Raw genomic sequence first — 17124 nt, forward strand, 5'->3', positions numbered from 1 at the left:
TTTATTTCCTGCCGCATCGGTTATAAATCAATTATTATTTAAATAATCACTTAACCTTGCGAATTTATATCCGTCTGCTAATAATTTCGGAATTGCAATATCTAAGGCCTGCGCTGTCACATCGGCTTTTTGTGTTGGTGTAAATGTATCATCCGACATATGCATAACCATTATACTTCCGTTATTCAGCGGCTGTATAGATCCATCACCACGTTTTAAACCATTCACCAGGCTGTCAGCCAGGACTGCAGAATCCGTTTCAGCATAATCATGAGTACTGTAATCCCCGCTTACGGAATATTGAAATCCCATATCAAATATAGCCTCCATGCCCTCTTTACTCATTGCCAATGTAGGCGGCCGGAATATTTTTGTTAAGGATGGCTTTCCATCCGCTTCTATATCACCGATAATACTCTGAAGCTTATTATAAGAGGTTAATAAATCAATTTTTCTTAGATTAATCTCATCATATGTCAGTGGAGTAAATTCCGTACTGATATCAAATACATCTCCAGTACGGGAATTAGCGAAAGGCAGATGCTTATCCGTATGGCTGCCTACAGCATGCCCGGCCTCTGCAATTGCTCTTAGTAAATTGGGATTATCCTGTACATAACTGGTTCTGACAAAAAAAGTTGCCTTTACCTTATATTTATTTAAGACATACAGTATCTGAGTAATCGGTTTGTCTGACCCCCAGTCATCAAAGGTTAAAAATAATACTCTGTCATAGGTAAATCTGCCTGTCTGATCCAAATCCGCTACTTCAGACGAAGTAAATCCGGGCAGCGTAGAACACGTATTAATATCCAGATTGCCTACATAATGACTTTTCATAAATTCAATTTGCTGTTCTGAATCCAGATTCCGCATGTGCCCCGGATATATAGCATCTTTAACGGCCGGTAAAATAACTTTATCCGATAAGGGATAGGTATATACTTTATCACTGGCAAGTAAGCTCCCCAACGTTTTAATGGAATAGGAGGAATCATTATTCTGATATTCATCTTTAAATGTGATTGGCTCAATTCTATTTTTTACTATATTTAGAATCAGGTTACCCACTAATTTAGAGTCTTCATAATAATCCATTCTGATATAAATAATATAACCTCTCTTTACGGTTACATTACCGCTGTTAAATGCAAATCTGGTTACATCCTCTAGCGTTGCATCAGCCCCCAATCTGGAACTGGTAAGCGATAAGTCCTGCCAGACAACTTTACATCCTGTGCTGGACACCGCTTTTAGTATTTCATCCGATAGCTCCACCGTATAAGCATATCTTACTAAGGTTGGTTTTTTACCGCATAACTTTTTTACTTGGCTCTGAATCGTCAAAATGTCCCTGCAGACAGAATAAAAATCTGCTTTTTCAGGCATAATCAAACATATTCCGATTTCATGTCCTTTCTTAGAAATATTTTTTATTTCCTTTGCATTAGTCAGCAGATCCTTTTCTGTAACAAAAAAAGTACCTTTTGCATTTATCGAATCCAACTTTTCTAATACATCCTTTGTAACAGATTTATTACTGACACCATAGAAAGTAAAGCTAAGCGCCTGTTCGGTTGTATGTACTGTATTAATAACTTCCGCTTTTTTATTTTTGTTCGTTTTACGTAATGCATCCAGTTTCTTTTTTGTATAACTTGTTTTTTCTGTCTGTTTTGAAAGTTTTACTGTATTGGAATTAACCGGATTAATAACCGGAGGACTTAAGTAAATTGGCATCCGGCGGCTGTAACTTAACACATTGATAATTGATTTTTCTGTTCCATTTTGTTTTTTGGAATTATTATTTACAATTGTATTACTGTAATCTGCATTATTGTTACTCTCTGTTCTGCTACTAACTTCAGCTTTATATGTTTGTTCTTTGTCTGCACTGTTAATCAAAGCTTCGACATCATATACTTTATATTTACCTTTAATATAAAACGCATAAATCTGGGTAATTACGTTTAGAATCTGCTTGTAGTCCGTATTAAAATAAATAATATCACCTTTACTGTAACCGTGTTTGTATTTATTCATAATATTATCCAGAGTCGCTTTTTGATTTGAAACGGGTACTCTGTTGTAGGTTACAACATTATATTTTAATGCGGCTGCCGCTTCCAGAACCTGATCATTATATTTACCATAGGCCGGCATAAATAAGTCACAGTTAATCAGGTATTTTTCCATGAGAAGTTTGTCACATTTATAAATCTCCAAACAGATTTCATCAAAATCCATGGCGGTAAGATCTTTACCGGTCATACCTCCATTGGCAATCGTTTGATTTTTATCTATAATAAGCTGAATTCGATCCGGATAGTGTATGATATCCTCAGCTGTAACAAAAAAAGTAGCTTTCAGATGGTTAAATTCCAGAAAATCCAATACTTCAGTCAGCTTAGTTTTATCATCGATACCTCGAAAGGACAGAGATATCCTATTTTTACTTGTTTTCACATTTTTATATACCTTTGCAAGTACTCCTTTATTTTTCTTCTTTAGGTCAGCAAAATTTATATTATAATCCGCATCATAATAATTTTGTAACTCTTCCGCAAACACGGTCTTATAGTTTGTATCACCAAGAGCTTTTAATACCCATTCAACAACTGAAAGTAACCTTTCCTGCTCCGTTAGCTCCTCCTCTGTTGATTTACTCTTTTTCGTACCCGGAGCTTTATCTTTTGCAGGAGTAGATTCTCTTTCTGCAGGTTCATATTCTTCTTTATCCAGTACTCCACTCATTTTAAATGTCAAAATACTGCCTTTATCCAGATTATTAACATATTCCAGAACCTGCTCATAACTGTTAAAACTTTGATAATTTAAATAATGGGTGCTCTTAAGAACCTTTTGATTTCCCGATACATAAGCAGCTTTTAATAAATCTTTCGTATATTCGGTGGAATTACATAATAACAGCTCAGGTTTTCTCTTTACAATGGACTGAATTATACTGTTGGTATTACAGAAATCATCCACTAATTCAAGTGCAGAAGACTTTTCCATGTGTTTTGTCTCTGATAATGTATTGCTTTCTATCTGATTTCCGCCTGCATACATAACCTCTATAGATTCTGCATCTTCCGCAGCCAAAATACCAGGTACAAAAAAGCTTGCTTTCCTTTTATAAGTATCTAAGAGTTTAACAATTTCTTTATTGGTGTCGGTATCGGATAAACCTTGAAATGTTAGTGCAACTACTTTTTCAGAAGTCCGGACATCCTTAATTATCCCAGCCTCTTTCGCGTCCTCCGTTTGCAGCTGGCTCATTGCTTTGCTTATAGCGTCTGTTACTTCATTTTGAGTCTGAGTCTGCATAACAGGTTTCGCATCCTTTTTTATATATTTGATACGCGTAAATACAGTAATTGTAATAGTAATACAAATTAGTAAAAATACTAAAACTTTTACATACCTTGATAATTTTCCCACTTTCTATATTCACCTCTTTTCTTACAAGCTCCAGTAGGAGAACCCCATATTTTCCATCTCTGATTTATTAAATATACTTTTTATGTCTATAATCACTTTTTCCTGTGCCGGAAGAGTCCGGAACATACCATCTAGCTGCTGTTTTGTTAAGGCAGCAAATTCTTTATGTGCAACTGCAAATACAATACAATCCGCATCTTTAACCTCCGATAATTTTACAACATCCAAATTATATACCGCTTTTACCTCGGAAACTTCTGCCTGTGGATCTACAACCGTAACTTTTGCATCGTATTCTTTTAATTTATTAATAATATCAAATACCTTAGAGTTTCTGATATCAGGGCAATTTTCTTTAAAGGTGATACCCATAATGTAAATTTTGGCTTTATTAACAAGCTTTTGGGCCCTAATTATTCTCTTCACGATGATCTCGCCAATAAACCTGCCCATGTCGTCGTTAATCTTTCTACCTGCTAATATAATCTGGGAATGATAACCAAGTATTTCGGCCTGATAGATAAAATAATATGGATCCACACCTATACAATGCCCTCCTACTAAACCCGGTGTAAATCTAAGTGCATTCCATTTTGTATTCATAGCATCAATAACTTCTTTCGTATTAATATCCATCTTATCAAATACCATAGCAAGTTCATTCATGAAAGCAATATTAATATCTCTTTGCGCATTTTCTACTAATTTAGCTGCTTCCGCGGCTTTAATACTTCCTACTCTATGTATTCCTGCCTCAATAATCAATTCATATACCTTAGCTATCGTTTCTCTTGTTTCAACATCCATCCCCGATACAATTTTAACTATATTTTTAAGTGTATGGACTTTATCTCCGGGATTAATTCGTTCAGGGGAATAACCTACTTTAAATTCTTTACCACATATTAATCCGGATTCACGCTCTAAAATCGGTACACATATTTCCTCAGTAACCCCGGGATATACTGTTGATTCAAACACTACAACGGAATCCTTAGTAAGATTACGTCCAATCAACACACATGCTTCTGTCACAGGTGATAAATCAGGTGTTTTATCAATATGAACCGGTGTTGGAACCGCCACAATAATAAATTTAGCTTCCTGCAGTTTTTGTTCTTCATATGTAAATTCTACAGTAGTATTTCTTATGGCCTCTTCTCCGACTTCCCTGGTAACATCCTCTCCCCTAAGATATTGTTGGATTTTAGCCTTGTTAATATCAAATCCAATGGTTTTTACTTTTTCAGAAAATGCAACTGCAATTGGCAGTCCGACATATCCTAGACCGACTACCGCAATCTTTTCTCCACCTTTAATTAATCTTGCATATAACTCCATTATTTGCCTTCTTTCTCTAATGTATAAATACGGAAAAATTTTTACCACATAAATTTTATTCCTCTTTTACAGGTAAGCTTCTATTCTAAATATATCAATTTCCGGGACAAAAAAAGCAACCGAAGAGAATTAAATTAATTCTGCTCTAGTCGCAACTGAACTACCATAAAAAGATTATCCTAATCTTTTGACAGGCTCTAGCTTTGCGCCCTTATTTTTCAATAAGTTTGCCAAGTTTTTAAATTATGTACTACTGTTAAGTTCCCTTATTCTACCACAATCTCACAAAAATTACAAGTAGATATATGAATAGCAGCATAAATAAGAATAGGCAGATTATTGTTCACAGGCAACAGCGCGACAAGTTTTTTGTGAGTGTATTGTCACAGAAAACCGGAGAATTGCAGCGTAGGAACGCTGCCCCCTCGTTTTGTGTGCATCGCGAAGCATGTTATTGTTCGCGGAACTGCTGCTTTTTGCATGTTAGTGAACAGTAACATAGGCATGAGATTTACATTGTGTTTTGTCGGCCATCAATTTTTTTTATTTTCTAAATTCTCTGCATATAATCGATAATTGTTGACTCAGCTACAATTGTATATTACGATATTACTAAGGATATTGAAAATAATCAATAATCAAATCTGTCCGACTGCATTCTTGTTTGGAAAATCGTAAAACAGTACGCGTCGTGCTTGATATATGAAACATATCGTACACTTATTATAAAAAATGGGGATTGTACATATTATGACATTAAAACCCAACAAAATCAGGAGGATGCCTATGAACTGGGAACCGTGGACAGGTTGCTATAAAGCAAGTGATGGCTGCACAAATTGCTATTTTTATGGACCACTTGCGAAACGCTATGGTCAAAACACCATACAAAAAACAGATAAATTCGATTGGCCTATAAGGACAAATGCAAAAGGTGAATACAACATCAAAGGAAACAAGATTCTTGCAACCTGTTTTGCAACCGATTTTTTCCTTCCCGAAGCGGATGAATGGCGCAAAGAGATATGGTCTATCATCAAGGAAAGAACCGACATCGATTTTTTATTTTTGACAAAACGAATTGACCGTTTCCCTGTCTCCCTTCCGTCCGATTGGGGTACAGGTTATGACAATGTGAATATTGGCTGTACTGTCGAAAATCAAGAATTAGCCGATTACAGACTTCCACTCTTTTTATCCTATCCAATAAAGCGGCGTTTTATTGCTTGTGCCCCACTTTTAGAAACAATAGATTTAACGCCGTATCTTCATGGGGTAGACCATGTTACCGTAGGCGGCGAAACAGGTCGAGAAGCTCGTGTGTGTGATTATGATTGGGTGCTTAATATTCGTGAACAATGCGTAAAAGCAGATGTAACATTTTGGTTCAAAAATACAGGCTCACTTTTCAAACGTGACGGCGTAGTAGAAAAAGTAAATCCATTTAGGCAAACCAGTGTGGCAAAAGAGCTTGGTATCGATATTTTAGATGGAAAAAGGTTGTTCTGACAAAATAATTCATTTTCTGCTGCAAAGCCATGGAGCAAGATGCTATCACCCTGGAAAGCATTCCCTCCCTGGCAAGCTTTGATAAAATGTATGACAAAATAGTGATGAAGATAAAAAATCTTCATTATTCAAAGAAATAGAGATTTTCCAATGTGACGAGGCTGCATTGCCTTTGAAGTCTATTTTATTCAATTTCTGTTTATAAAGACGTTGGAGATGTTTGCGGGTTTTTGTGGGACAAAAGTACGCATGTCTGTGGCTTGTGCACAAAAGCCGGTACCTCCTGGAGGAAAATATTATCTGAAAACATCTCCTGGATAAATCTGAGTTAAGCTTGATTCCTTATCTATGAAAATCGAGAAAGGCTTTATTATTTACTCTAGTAAATAATAAACTCTTGAATGTATTCCTGGAGCGGATGTATACGATAAGGTGGTTTTAACAGTGTAAACCCGGGAACATCCCCACCCACACCACATTGTAATGAATCAATATGCAAAGTGATAGAATCTCTGACAGGTAGTTCAAAAATATGTTCTGCTGCGTCCAGATCTTCCTGACTGTAAGGCTGGGCGCTAAAACCCATATGTTGTCCGGTTAAATCCTGCACTTTAAAACCATTGCCATAGGGTGTCGTTATCTGCAGGAAACGTACATCCGTCCGATTGCCGTTCTCCTGAGGTCTCATATAATTATGCTGTAATTCCGGTAATGCAGCATGCCACAGTCCCACTTTTGATGCACTCTTACGATCACAGTAATTTTCATATGGACCGCGCCCAAACCAAGTAAAGTGATTAAAGTCCGGCCGCACTTGTGCAAGCATACCCAATACGGTAAGGTTCTTCTAACGGTGTCGCTATATGTTTTACTCTCAAGGCACCACTGGCTATGATTGTATATTCCAATACAATTTCCTTCCGGAACAGAGGGTGGGTAAACCGGCAATTTAATAAAATACCATTATCATCATCTGAAGCAGTGCATTCTAAAAGTTTAAATTCCTGGGCTGCATTTTTCCATTTAAGTCCTGTTACGGTTCCAAGCATTCTGGAAGGATTGATATTAGCAAACATACGATCATTGTCAATCAAAGCCCGAAAATAGTTCGGCATCAGAGTGTCGATAACCGGCATACCGGCGATAGATAAGTTCTGGGCGAATCCTGTTCTCGTATTTAATTTGAGAGAGACATTTGAGTTAAACACCGTTAAAATCTGATTACGTTCTTTTAAATGCAGTGAATCTTTGACTATACCAGTGAGGATGGGCGGTGTTATAAATTCCGGCTTTTTTAGTTGAAACTGTTCATAAGCCACCACATGACCACGCTTCGCCCATTTAGTATCCTTTTTTAATTCAAAGCTAACATTGAAAAAGCATTCCGCTTCAGGAAGCTCATTTATATGAAAAGGAATACAGTAATCCGTCTGATCACATGGTTCCAGTTTGAAACTACTGTCAATGCCGTTTGAAATTACTGTGCCGGCTGATTCTATGCTCCAAACCAGTTGAAAACAATCCAAATTTATAAATCTATAATCATTTCGGATTATTATGATTCCTTGAGGCAGATCTTTAGCAACTATACTAATATTCTGGTAGACTTTTTTTACTTCATACAAAGACGGATGAGGAGTACGGTCAACAGCCATAATACCATTGGCACAGTAATAAAAATTTGATTCCGATTCTCCGAAATCTCCTCCGTAAAGCCATTGATCCTGTCCTTGTACCGACTTTTGAATCGCCTGATCTGCAAAATCCCAAATAAATCCTCCGGCATGGCAGTCATAACGGCTTAGTATATCCCAATATTCCTGAAAATTGCCAAGACTGTTTTCCATGGAATGAGCATACTCACACAGCATGATCGGGCGGTTTTTAATAATATCTGCATTAATTTCAAATCGGCTGCCCAATTGTATCTGTTTCGCCAGTTCTGCCATGCCAAGCTTCTCATGGGTAACATTTTCTCCATTGGCAAGGAGCTCCATGGCCAATGGAGGCATATACATGAACGAGACGAAGTCGGTGCATTCCGGACGCTGATCTCCCTCATAATGAATGGGTCGCATCGGATCAATCTCCCGTAGCTTATTATAAAGAGCATCGAAAGCGTTTCCTTCTCCCGCTTCATTACCCAGACTCCATATAACAACACAGGGATGATTTCTATCACGCAGAACCATACGTTTGGCCCTGTCTAACATAGCAGGTTTCACATCGTCCCGGTCTCTTGGAAAAAAATCCCGGATGCCATGTGTTTCCAAATCACACTCATCCATCACATATATTCCATATTCATCACAAAGCTGATAAAAATAGGGGTCATTTGGATAGTGACTGGTACGTACCGCATTTATATTATTGCATTTCATTAACTGGATATCTTTTATATAAATATCTTTTGGAACCGCCCAACCCGTCTCGCCGTAGAAATCATGCCGGTTAACCCCTTTTAGTTTCACTTTCTGTCCATTAATCAGGAATACTCCATTCGAAATCTCCGAACGACAGAAGCCGTGTTTCACAGCCTTATATTCACAAGGAGCATTTTCCGATTGAAGTTCAAGGATAAGGGAATAGAGATTGGGGCTTTCTGCTGACCATAACTCAATATTTTCAGAGAGGCTTTTCTCGTTAATCTGCAAATCACTATTTTCATTTATGACAGCTTCCACTTCACATATGAGCTGTTTTAATTCATCTTTGCATAACCATGCGCGGAGCCTTATCTTATGGCTCTGTAATCCGGCATTGTGCAGCTTTACAGTCAATACGTTCTCAGCGCAGGTAAAATTGTCTGACACCTTACTGGATAAATGAAAATCGAATATTGACACGTTAGCCTCACTGTAAATATATACCTCTCTGTAGATGCCGCTTAATACCCACATATCCTGATTTTCAAAGTAAGACCCGTCACTATACCGAAATACCATTGCGGTAACATAATTTGTTCCTTCTGTCAAATAATTTCTTTCCGGAACATACTCTTTCTTGATGAAGAATGTTTTCTTCCAGATTATCAAATGCCTTACTTTTACAATCTATTCCATATCCAAGAACATGTAGATTTATATCTCGGTATGTGCAGTCTATTTCAATTGCATTAATATAATGAATATGATGTTTAAAAGCTTCTTTTCTTGCCTCTTCTACTGCCTTTATATTGTTATGATCCGCAATAGCCATAATAGTAACTCCTCGGTTACTGCATCTCTTTATTAGCTCAGCAGGTGAGAATTCCCCATCATCACTATAATAACTGTGCATATGTAAATCAATGAACTTGTCTGTCATAAATTTTATTCATCCTTTCTACCATTACAGATATAAAAATACTAAAAAACATTAAACATATTGGATATACGAATGCTGATTACTTGATTCTCCAATCATTATTCTTCGAATTAATGCACTATCCATACTTTCTCTATCACTCTAAATAAAATTACTTCTATCTGCAAAAAAACTATGTTCTCGGCGTGCACCTTGCTATTCCACAAAACCAGTACTAAATCATAAAGTTAATATACCGGCTGTTTTTTTTATTTTAAGAATCCAAAATGTAGATTCAATTTCATTCGCTAGCCGTTGTCTTCGATTCTCTCCCAGTCCCATATGCATCCCCATTACCCAATACCCTTCCTTTTCCGTAAGAAATTGTTTTGGCAATATATATGTACCATCTACTGTTCGAAAAGATTCCAAATAGTTAACAGCAGAAATAAACCACCAAGAGTTAACTGCATTTTTAAAATGTGCCATAAGTTCTAATCTTTGCAATAATAATGAACCACATTTATCAAAATCGGTAAACGAACTATTAAAACATGGCAGCTTTACATCCCATCCCATAGAATAATATTTTCTTCCCTGCGCAGAAAGTATTCCATATCCATCTGGTAAAACTTGATATTCCGTATTAAGAATATAATCTATAATATTATAAATTTTATCCTTATCACAAATATCGCAAGTATCAATCATTGCTGAAAATCCATATACATCAAATATTAATGGATATTTATACCACCCGTTTTTATATAAATCAGGTTTTATGATAGGTCTTCCCCTAAAAGCTACTGGAATTCCCCCATATACCTCTTCATTATCATATAGGTTATAGTCAAGCGAACGTGTGAAATCATACACATAAATTAACCTCTTTTTTAAGAAAGTTATAATAGCTTCATCCCTGTAACCTGCCAGCAGAAAGGATGCAGCAAAAATAATCATGGCAAATACATCCCACTTTTCTTCCTCTTTCTGTATCATATTCGAAAACCATCTTCGTAGAGGTAAGGTCTTTTCATCAAATTCCTTGATGCCTGCATGTAATCCCAGATTAACAAGTTTATTCATGCAGTTTTCAAAACAGGTGTTAAAGCTCCCATGATAATTTTTTAAGCTTACTTCATTTGGATTGAAATATGAGAGCCATGTTTTAACTTCATTACTACTTAATAATTCTTCTTCCAATACTGAAATACCTACCGGTATATTATCTTTACATATTTCATCAGCAATTCTATAGCGAATCACTGCATTACCATTTTTAAAAAGCCAGTCAAGTACGCTCTGACAACCCATGATATATCCTCCATTATACTGTAATATCTATTATATCAGATTGTCAAATAAATACAATTACCATGTCTTTTTTAGAAAAAATATTAGTTTAAGCTTATTTTTGCAGATCACCGTATATTTTACGAATTTACTATAATTTTTAATGCCTTCGTCATATAATGGTATTTTATATTTTTTTATTTGTTTTTGTAACTTTTCCGTTCTTTCATTTGTACTATAAGTGAAAGGCCTTTCATAAACATAAGCTAAAGGAGCGCTCATGAAACAACCTATACAAGAAATGATCGAACGTTATCAGAGCAACTTATATGCAGTAGCATTTAATGTTTGCAAAAATGCTGTGGATGCAGAAGATGTTGTTCAAGATACGTTTATTCAGTATCACTTATCAAAAAAAGATTTTGATAATGAGCAGCACATACGTGCATGGTTAATACGGGTGACAATCAACAAAGCAAAAAATGTGAATCATACTTTTTGGCGACAAAATAAATTGTCTTTAGATGATTACATGGAAACCTTGACCTTTAAAGCGCCGGAATCCGAAAACCTTTTTGAAACAGTAATGAGACTTCCGGAAAAGTACCGCATCGTCATTCATCTATTTTATTATGAGGATTACAATATCCGGGAAATTGCAGATATCCTAAAAATAACAGAAAGCAATGTTAAAGTCAGACTATCCCGTGCACGAATGCTGCTCAAAGAAAAATTAAAGGAGGAATGGGAAGATGACGAATAAAGAAAAATATAAGCAGGCATTTTCAGTTTTACAAACCTCCGAAAACTATTCTTTGGAGGTAGAAAAAATGGCTATGTTAAATAAAAAAAGGACAGTGAAAGCTGTAGCAGTTGCTGTCGCTGTTTGCTTAATACTTATTGGTGGCAGCGGGATTGTATATGCTGCTAATCTAGGAGGAATTCAACGAACTATCCAGCTTTGGATACATGGTGATCAAACAGATGCCGCAATAACATTTAATTCTGATGGTTCCTACAATATGTCTTATCAGGATGAAAATGGGGAACTTATTGAAGCAGATGGTGGTGGTGTCTCCATAGATGATGACGGAAACGAACAAGCATTAACAGATGAAGAGTTAATGGACCACCTCAATGATCCAGAGGTAGAATACGAAGATGATAGTACTGTATGGGTATACTATTATGATCAAAAAATCGATATCACTGACAAATTTAAAGATAACGTCTGCTATGTAAAAGTATCAAATGGAGATGAAACCCTTTATATGACAATCAAGTATCATGGGGGTTGGTGCACAAGTCCAAATAAATACCTTTCTCCATCAAACTCCAATTAGGCTCTTCAATATATTTAATAACATTTACTTATAAAGCCACATCTAACAGATGTGATCTAACAGATGTGATCTAACAGATGTGGCTTTTCTCCCTATATCAGCTGCGAATAGTAACGTACAAATTCCTGTTATCAATCCTCAATTCTTATTTTACAGACTTTTTACATGGTCACTATTCTTTATTATTTCACGCTTATAAAATTTATATAAATAATAGTTTTATCCCAACATCTTGGATAAGTCTAACCTTTTAGAATATGGATTTGTTACAGTTACCTTTTTATGTTAGTTCGCTACATATCACAATTATAAAATTAATAAAAAGTTATTCTTATCGCAATATTTCTACCTGTTTGTCAATCCACATGTATATATCGTTCATTTCCCCCTCATAATCATCTATGATTTCAAAGAACTTTGAATTATTCTCCTGACAGCATTTTTTTAATTTTGTGTGGAGTTTATAAAAATTGTCCAAGTTCATATAATCATCATGTTCATTATATTCTTTCAGCTCAATCTCACTTCTATGTTCGACAATCCCTGAAATAAAATTCTTTTCAAGGTACCTCTTTGAAAAACCTATATATAGAGTAATTATCTGTTTTAAATATTCAGGTTCAAAATCATTAACATGCTCAGGTGGCAAGTAGCAACCTTCTATTATAATATTTTGCCCATTTTCAATATTTGTCATTATAATACCTTTTACTATCGGCCACAGTTTATTTGTAATTTCATCATCGTCATCAGTTGCAGAAAAATCACAATATTTATTTCCACGAATCAGCCCCATTTTTATATGGTCTATCGACAGATATGGAATCTTATACTTCTCAAGTAATTTTTGAGCCATCAATGTTTTTCCTGTACAACTAACCCCTCCAATTAATATAACCATCGCTATCTCCTTCTAATATCCTAGTGTGACTGTCTCCTACACCACGCGTACATCCCTGCCAATATTTCAAACTTTTTTCTGTGAAAATGCCATCATCTGAATACTGTTTGCATCAGCGGGTGTTCCATTTATATCCGCATAAGCCTCTCTAAAGGTCATTCCTACTAACTTCATGATGTCTGCTACTTCATCAATCGTATATAATCTTGTCGGTGCCCAAGGGGTCATTTCAGGTTTGGGTAAAACTTCTCCGTACTTGTAATCAAATTGTCCATAAAGCATAACTCTGGTATCCCGGTTCCAATTGAATTGTGATAATGTCAATGCCTTATCACCTGCATCCCAGAGTTTGCACGGAAAATGTTTATCCGCATAATCTCCGCTTACGATATCCATAAAATGCTGGCCGCCTGGCTTTAATGCCCTTGAAATCACTTTAAATATCTTCATATTTTCTTCATCGGTCTCTAAGTATCCTATAGCACCATCTGCCATATTTAGGACTACATCAAACTTATTTTCATAAGAAACCTCCCGAATATCAGATAAAATAAATTCGGCATTTAACCCTTCCTTTTTGGCCTGCTCATTTCCATAGTTCACAAAGTCAACCGTAATGTCAACACCTACAACCTCATATCCCTTTCTTGCAAACTCCAGCGCATGCCTGCCATAACCACATGCCAGATCCAGAATTCGTTCATGCCCCTTAAGTCTCATCTTATCAATTATGAAATCTACCTGTGCCACTGTATTCTCGGTCCATGACTGATTCATGATATCCAGAGACCATCCTTGTTTATACCAATCAGAATTATTACTCATATCAATGTGTCCTTCCGCTTATTATGATGCATCTATTCTCAAATAGTACCTGTAGATAACGGCTTACCATTCCAGTAATCAAAATCTTCTGGTGGACGATGTGAAGCTGCAGATAAATACCACCATATGCCAAATCTATCAACGATTGAAGTCGCACAAGGACTCCAGGGCAGCTCCCCTATCGGCATATCAATTTTTCCTCCTTCTTTTAGTAAATCATAGGCACGTTTTACTTCCTCCGGACTACCAAATTCGAAACCTAGCTGAACTAAACTCTCATTTACATTATCCCTTGATGCTTCCACTACGGATAAAAAGCATTCTCCATTTCTAGAAAGCTCTGAATGATAAAAGGAACCATCTGGATTTTTTACATGATACCCCAATTTCAATCCAAATACCTGTTGATACAGTTCAACTGCTTTCGCACTATTTTTCACATATACTCCAATACCTAATCCCATTTTTTCTTCTCCCATAATTTCTAATTTATCTGTTTTATTGATTGTAAAAATTTTGATTCCCAATTGTAACAACTACGAATCTCTATTCCTTAACACGACCCATTTTGATAAATACAATGAGAATACTTTATTTCATAAATATTGGTAATTCAAATATTGGGTAGGCAGTAATCACCATGTATTACTACATCATTTTTTAATAGTCCTTTCATGGCTTTTACTTCTTCAGCCGCATTATTAGCATTTGCTTTCCCAATATACTCTGCAATATCATATAAAGTTATATCATTTACCCATTATAGAGAGTCGGCAGAACCGCAGAGATATAAAAATTGCACTGCCCAGAAGGTCAAATCACATTCAAGGGCGTATTTACGCTTGTAATCCGATTCCAGACGCACATCAGCATAAGGATTAGGATATTCAATACAAACTAAATCAACTTTACGTTATTTTCACATATTCTATCGTAGCAAAATACTGTACTTGAATATCGTGTGGATCTATTCAATTCTTTCACTTGATATAAGCCGTTCACAAGAACATTTAGATTTTCAATTTGTAAATCTTGAATTCATTGGTTCTATAACTCTTGGTGATATGTAACCATTGCTCCATTGTTTCAATTTTTTCTTCTGTAGCTGTAGTTCTGTAAGATTGTCGGAAGAATAACATAGGTGCATCATTTTCAAAACAATTAAAAGCATTTTTTAGATATTTCATTCGGTCAGCATCAAGAATAAGCATATGAAAGCCCATTATATCAATAGCAGCATCATATTTTTCGAGTATTGGATCATTTACCATATCAAGTAATGACACCGTAGCTTGTGGATATTGTTTTATTGCAGCTTTTGCCTTTATAATCGCTGATGGGGCTATATCCACACCATGATAAATACATCCGAGCTTCGATAATATTTCGCCGCCCGCACCCTCACCGCAAGCAAACTCAATGACCCTTTTATCTTGAAGCTTGTTTTCTTCAACCCATTTTGAAAGAGTTGAAAATAGGACTTTATCGTCAGGGGCATGTCCCCATCTTTCAATACCGGCTGAAAATACTTTCTGATATCGACTTTCATATGCTAAATAATAAGGTATTTCATCCATAATCGCACACCAACCTAATAAGTTATTTTTAATTTGCATTATCCTGTTAATAAAATGAATATTATGCCAGTGGACATAAATGAGACTACACAGCTTTATCGTAATATATTACTGATATCCATGGCAAATAACAAAAAGACATTTGTAATCGAAAACAATTACATCCATAACTATGAAACCCTCCCCAAAAGTGCATTCTGTGAATACAAAATAAATAAAGTTCATTTCAATATATACTGCAATTTCATATATCCTGTATGATGCTTTACTTCATAAATATAATGGGTAGTGTGGATAACTTCTGATTATGCTTAGTTGCGGAAAGTTATTTTTGTTTCATTCCAAAAGCAATCCATCGTCCGTCTATATCTTCTAACACAAATTCCATATTATTATAATCTGTCATATTGAGCGGACTAACAATTTTAGCTCCTTTACTTATAAATTCATTTTGTAATGCTTCTTGATTGTCTGTAATAAAATAAGCATCTTCCCCATAACCGTATAGTTCCCTATTCGTGTAGACTTTTTCGGCATTAGCCTTAGTCAATACTATTTCCACACTATCACGATAAAGGCATATGTGGGGTTCTTTTACATCTAAATATTTAACCATTCTAAATCCCATAATCTCGTTATAATACTTAGCGGTTTCTTCGATATTCGGTGTAGGAAACACCGCAAGTATTGAATAAATAAATTTTTCCATACATAATTTCTCCTTTATGATATTTAATATATATTCATCGCGTCAATTTTTATAGCTGCCTTATCATCCTTTAGAAGTTTAATTAATCCATCAATCCCTTTTGTAATGGCATCTTCCATTTTCGCAAATTTATTTTCTGTATAATTTGTTTGAATATATTTACCACTAGAATCCTTATCCTCATAAATATCTCGTTCAGAACAAATATCGTTAATATTAGTTGAAATTTACTTTAAATCGCAAATTAGAATTCTTTCTTATAAATCAACATACCATTGCCATTAGGATCATCTTCTGCTCCAAATTCTTCTTTGACAAATTCATAACTATTCTTTTCAAGAACTCTTACAGAAGCATCATTCCCATGCATAACTCGGCCATATAAAACTTTTATTTCAAAAGTCTCAACTATAAACTCTGTCATTGCCTTTAAAAGTTCTGTAGCATAGCCTTTTCCGCTATGCTTGCTACAAATTCCGTAACCTATTTCTACTTCACCTGATTTTCCTTCAACTTCATTTACTCCTGTATCGCCTATCAATTCACCTGTTTCCTTTGACTCGACAGCTAGTACATAAGGTAAATGCTTGTTATTCACACAATTAACATAGAAATTGATTGCCCCTTGTGTTTCTTCAATATTGCTATAAATTTCATTGGGAATCCATTGTTTCACTTCTGCCTCCAAATGGTTTTCATATAAGCGTTGATCATCTTTAAACACGAATTTTCTGATTCTTAAATGCTCTGTTTCAAACATATAACCCATTTTGCTTCTCCTGCAAATTCAAGATTTTCTTTTCTATGTAATACCAACTTATTCAAAATAAGTATAATCATATTTTTTCTTCATTTGACTTATATAACTTACATAAATATAATGAGCAGTTGCATTAA

The 17124-nt window shown here is 35.4% G+C and carries 15 protein-coding genes and 1 riboswitch; of the genes, 3 read left to right on the top strand and 12 right to left on the bottom strand.

Annotation, left to right across the window (positions count from 1 at the left end; translation table 11 throughout):
- Window positions 1–27: 27 nt before the first annotated feature.
- A complete protein-coding gene (locus tag RBU59_RS07430) occupies window positions 28–3444 on the bottom strand; it encodes a polysaccharide deacetylase family protein (RefSeq protein ID WP_308147247.1) in 3417 nt (1138 codons plus the stop codon).
- A gap of 21 nt (window positions 3445–3465) precedes the next feature.
- Window positions 3466–4785 carry a nucleotide sugar dehydrogenase gene (locus tag RBU59_RS07435; RefSeq protein WP_308147248.1) on the bottom strand — a complete coding sequence of 440 codons (1320 nt, stop codon included), beginning with the start codon at window positions 4783–4785 and terminating at the stop codon, window positions 3466–3468.
- A gap of 147 nt (window positions 4786–4932) precedes the next feature.
- Window positions 4933–5027, bottom strand: a riboswitch (cyclic di-GMP riboswitch).
- 538 nt (window positions 5028–5565) lie between these two features.
- On the opposite strand from RBU59_RS07435, the gene RBU59_RS07440 reads away from it, so the two are divergent.
- Window positions 5566–6294 (top strand): DUF5131 family protein, encoded by a 729-nt coding sequence (locus RBU59_RS07440; protein ID WP_308148555.1) that lies wholly within the window; start codon window positions 5566–5568, stop codon window positions 6292–6294.
- A 379-nt stretch (window positions 6295–6673) separates the two neighbouring features.
- On the opposite strand, the gene RBU59_RS07445 is transcribed toward RBU59_RS07440, so the two are convergent.
- The 4 genes from RBU59_RS07445 to RBU59_RS07460 all read right to left on the bottom strand — a co-directional run bounded on the left by RBU59_RS07445 (window position 6674) and on the right by RBU59_RS07460 (window position 10893).
- Window positions 6674–7120 carry a hypothetical protein gene (locus RBU59_RS07445; RefSeq protein ID WP_308148556.1) on the bottom strand — a complete coding sequence of 149 codons (447 nt, stop codon included), beginning with the start codon at window positions 7118–7120 and terminating at the stop codon, window positions 6674–6676.
- On the bottom strand, window positions 7092–9269 hold the full coding sequence (locus RBU59_RS07450; RefSeq protein WP_308147249.1) for a glycoside hydrolase family 2 TIM barrel-domain containing protein: 2178 nt from the start codon (window positions 9267–9269) through the stop codon (window positions 7092–7094). The genes RBU59_RS07445 and RBU59_RS07450 overlap by 29 nt, the downstream gene beginning before the upstream one ends.
- A complete protein-coding gene (locus RBU59_RS07455) occupies window positions 9223–9600 on the bottom strand; it encodes a PHP domain-containing protein (protein WP_308147250.1) in 378 nt (125 codons plus the stop codon). The genes RBU59_RS07450 and RBU59_RS07455 overlap by 47 nt, the downstream gene beginning before the upstream one ends.
- 219 nt (window positions 9601–9819) lie before the next feature.
- Entirely contained in the window at window positions 9820–10893 is a 1074-nt protein-coding gene (locus RBU59_RS07460; RefSeq protein WP_308147251.1) for a hypothetical protein, read from the bottom strand.
- 259 nt (window positions 10894–11152) lie between these two features.
- Between RBU59_RS07460 and RBU59_RS07465 the strand changes: the two genes are divergently transcribed.
- Both RBU59_RS07465 and RBU59_RS07470 read left to right on the top strand, forming a co-directional pair.
- Window positions 11153–11635: an RNA polymerase sigma factor gene (locus tag RBU59_RS07465; protein ID WP_308147252.1), complete on the top strand. Its 483-nt coding sequence runs from the start codon at window positions 11153–11155 to the stop codon at window positions 11633–11635.
- Entirely contained in the window at window positions 11625–12215 is a 591-nt protein-coding gene (locus RBU59_RS07470) for a hypothetical protein (RefSeq protein ID WP_308147253.1), read from the top strand. Before RBU59_RS07465 ends, RBU59_RS07470 begins: the two co-directional genes overlap by 11 nt.
- Before the next feature lie 331 nt (window positions 12216–12546).
- Here RBU59_RS07470 and RBU59_RS07475 read toward each other — a convergent pair whose 3' ends face one another.
- From RBU59_RS07475 to RBU59_RS07500, 6 genes are all read right to left on the bottom strand, one after another.
- A complete protein-coding gene (locus RBU59_RS07475; protein WP_308147254.1) occupies window positions 12547–13116 on the bottom strand; it encodes a 2-phosphoglycerate kinase in 570 nt (189 codons plus the stop codon).
- 66 nt (window positions 13117–13182) lie between these two features.
- On the bottom strand, window positions 13183–13941 hold the full coding sequence (locus RBU59_RS07480; protein ID WP_308147255.1) for an SAM-dependent methyltransferase: 759 nt from the start codon (window positions 13939–13941) through the stop codon (window positions 13183–13185).
- A gap of 38 nt (window positions 13942–13979) precedes the next feature.
- Window positions 13980–14477, bottom strand: coding sequence for a VOC family protein (locus RBU59_RS07485; RefSeq protein WP_308147256.1), 498 nt, complete (start codon window positions 14475–14477; stop codon window positions 13980–13982).
- 474 nt (window positions 14478–14951) lie between these two features.
- Window positions 14952–15518: a class I SAM-dependent methyltransferase gene (locus tag RBU59_RS07490; RefSeq protein ID WP_308147257.1), complete on the bottom strand. Its 567-nt coding sequence runs from the start codon at window positions 15516–15518 to the stop codon at window positions 14952–14954.
- Window positions 15519–15843: 325 nt separating this feature from the next.
- Complete coding sequence (locus RBU59_RS07495; RefSeq protein WP_308147258.1) at window positions 15844–16227, bottom strand: VOC family protein; 384 nt, start codon at window positions 16225–16227, stop codon at window positions 15844–15846.
- A 244-nt stretch (window positions 16228–16471) separates the two neighbouring features.
- Complete coding sequence (locus RBU59_RS07500) at window positions 16472–16996, bottom strand: GNAT family N-acetyltransferase (RefSeq protein WP_308147259.1); 525 nt, start codon at window positions 16994–16996, stop codon at window positions 16472–16474.
- Between the last annotated feature and the right edge of the window lie 128 nt (window positions 16997–17124).

Source organism: Anaerocolumna sp. MB42-C2, assembly GCF_030913705.1.
Classification (GTDB): Bacteria; Bacillota; Clostridia; order Lachnospirales; family Lachnospiraceae; genus Anaerocolumna.

Coding starts and splice junctions, on each gene's coding strand:
- RBU59_RS07435 (WP_308147248.1), bottom strand. CDS start 4,785: ATGGAGTTATATGCAAGATTAATTAAAGGTGGAGAAAAGATTGCGGTA.
- RBU59_RS07440 (WP_308148555.1), top strand. CDS start 5,566: ATGCCTATGAACTGGGAACCGTGGACAGGTTGCTATAAAGCAAGTGAT.
- RBU59_RS07445 (WP_308148556.1), bottom strand. CDS start 7,120: ATGCTTGCACAAGTGCGGCCGGACTTTAATCACTTTACTTGGTTTGGG.
- RBU59_RS07455 (WP_308147250.1), bottom strand. CDS start 9,600: ATGACAGACAAGTTCATTGATTTACATATGCACAGTTATTATAGTGAT.
- RBU59_RS07460 (WP_308147251.1), bottom strand. CDS start 10,893: ATGGGTTGTCAGAGCGTACTTGACTGGCTTTTTAAAAATGGTAATGCA.
- RBU59_RS07465 (WP_308147252.1), top strand. CDS start 11,153: ATGAAACAACCTATACAAGAAATGATCGAACGTTATCAGAGCAACTTA.
- RBU59_RS07470 (WP_308147253.1), top strand. CDS start 11,625: ATGACGAATAAAGAAAAATATAAGCAGGCATTTTCAGTTTTACAAACC.
- RBU59_RS07475 (WP_308147254.1), bottom strand. CDS start 13,116: ATGGTTATATTAATTGGAGGGGTTAGTTGTACAGGAAAAACATTGATG.
- RBU59_RS07480 (WP_308147255.1), bottom strand. CDS start 13,941: ATGAGTAATAATTCTGATTGGTATAAACAAGGATGGTCTCTGGATATC.
- RBU59_RS07490 (WP_308147257.1), bottom strand. CDS start 15,518: ATGGATGAAATACCTTATTATTTAGCATATGAAAGTCGATATCAGAAA.
- RBU59_RS07495 (WP_308147258.1), bottom strand. CDS start 16,227: ATGGAAAAATTTATTTATTCAATACTTGCGGTGTTTCCTACACCGAAT.
- RBU59_RS07500 (WP_308147259.1), bottom strand. CDS start 16,996: ATGGGTTATATGTTTGAAACAGAGCATTTAAGAATCAGAAAATTCGTG.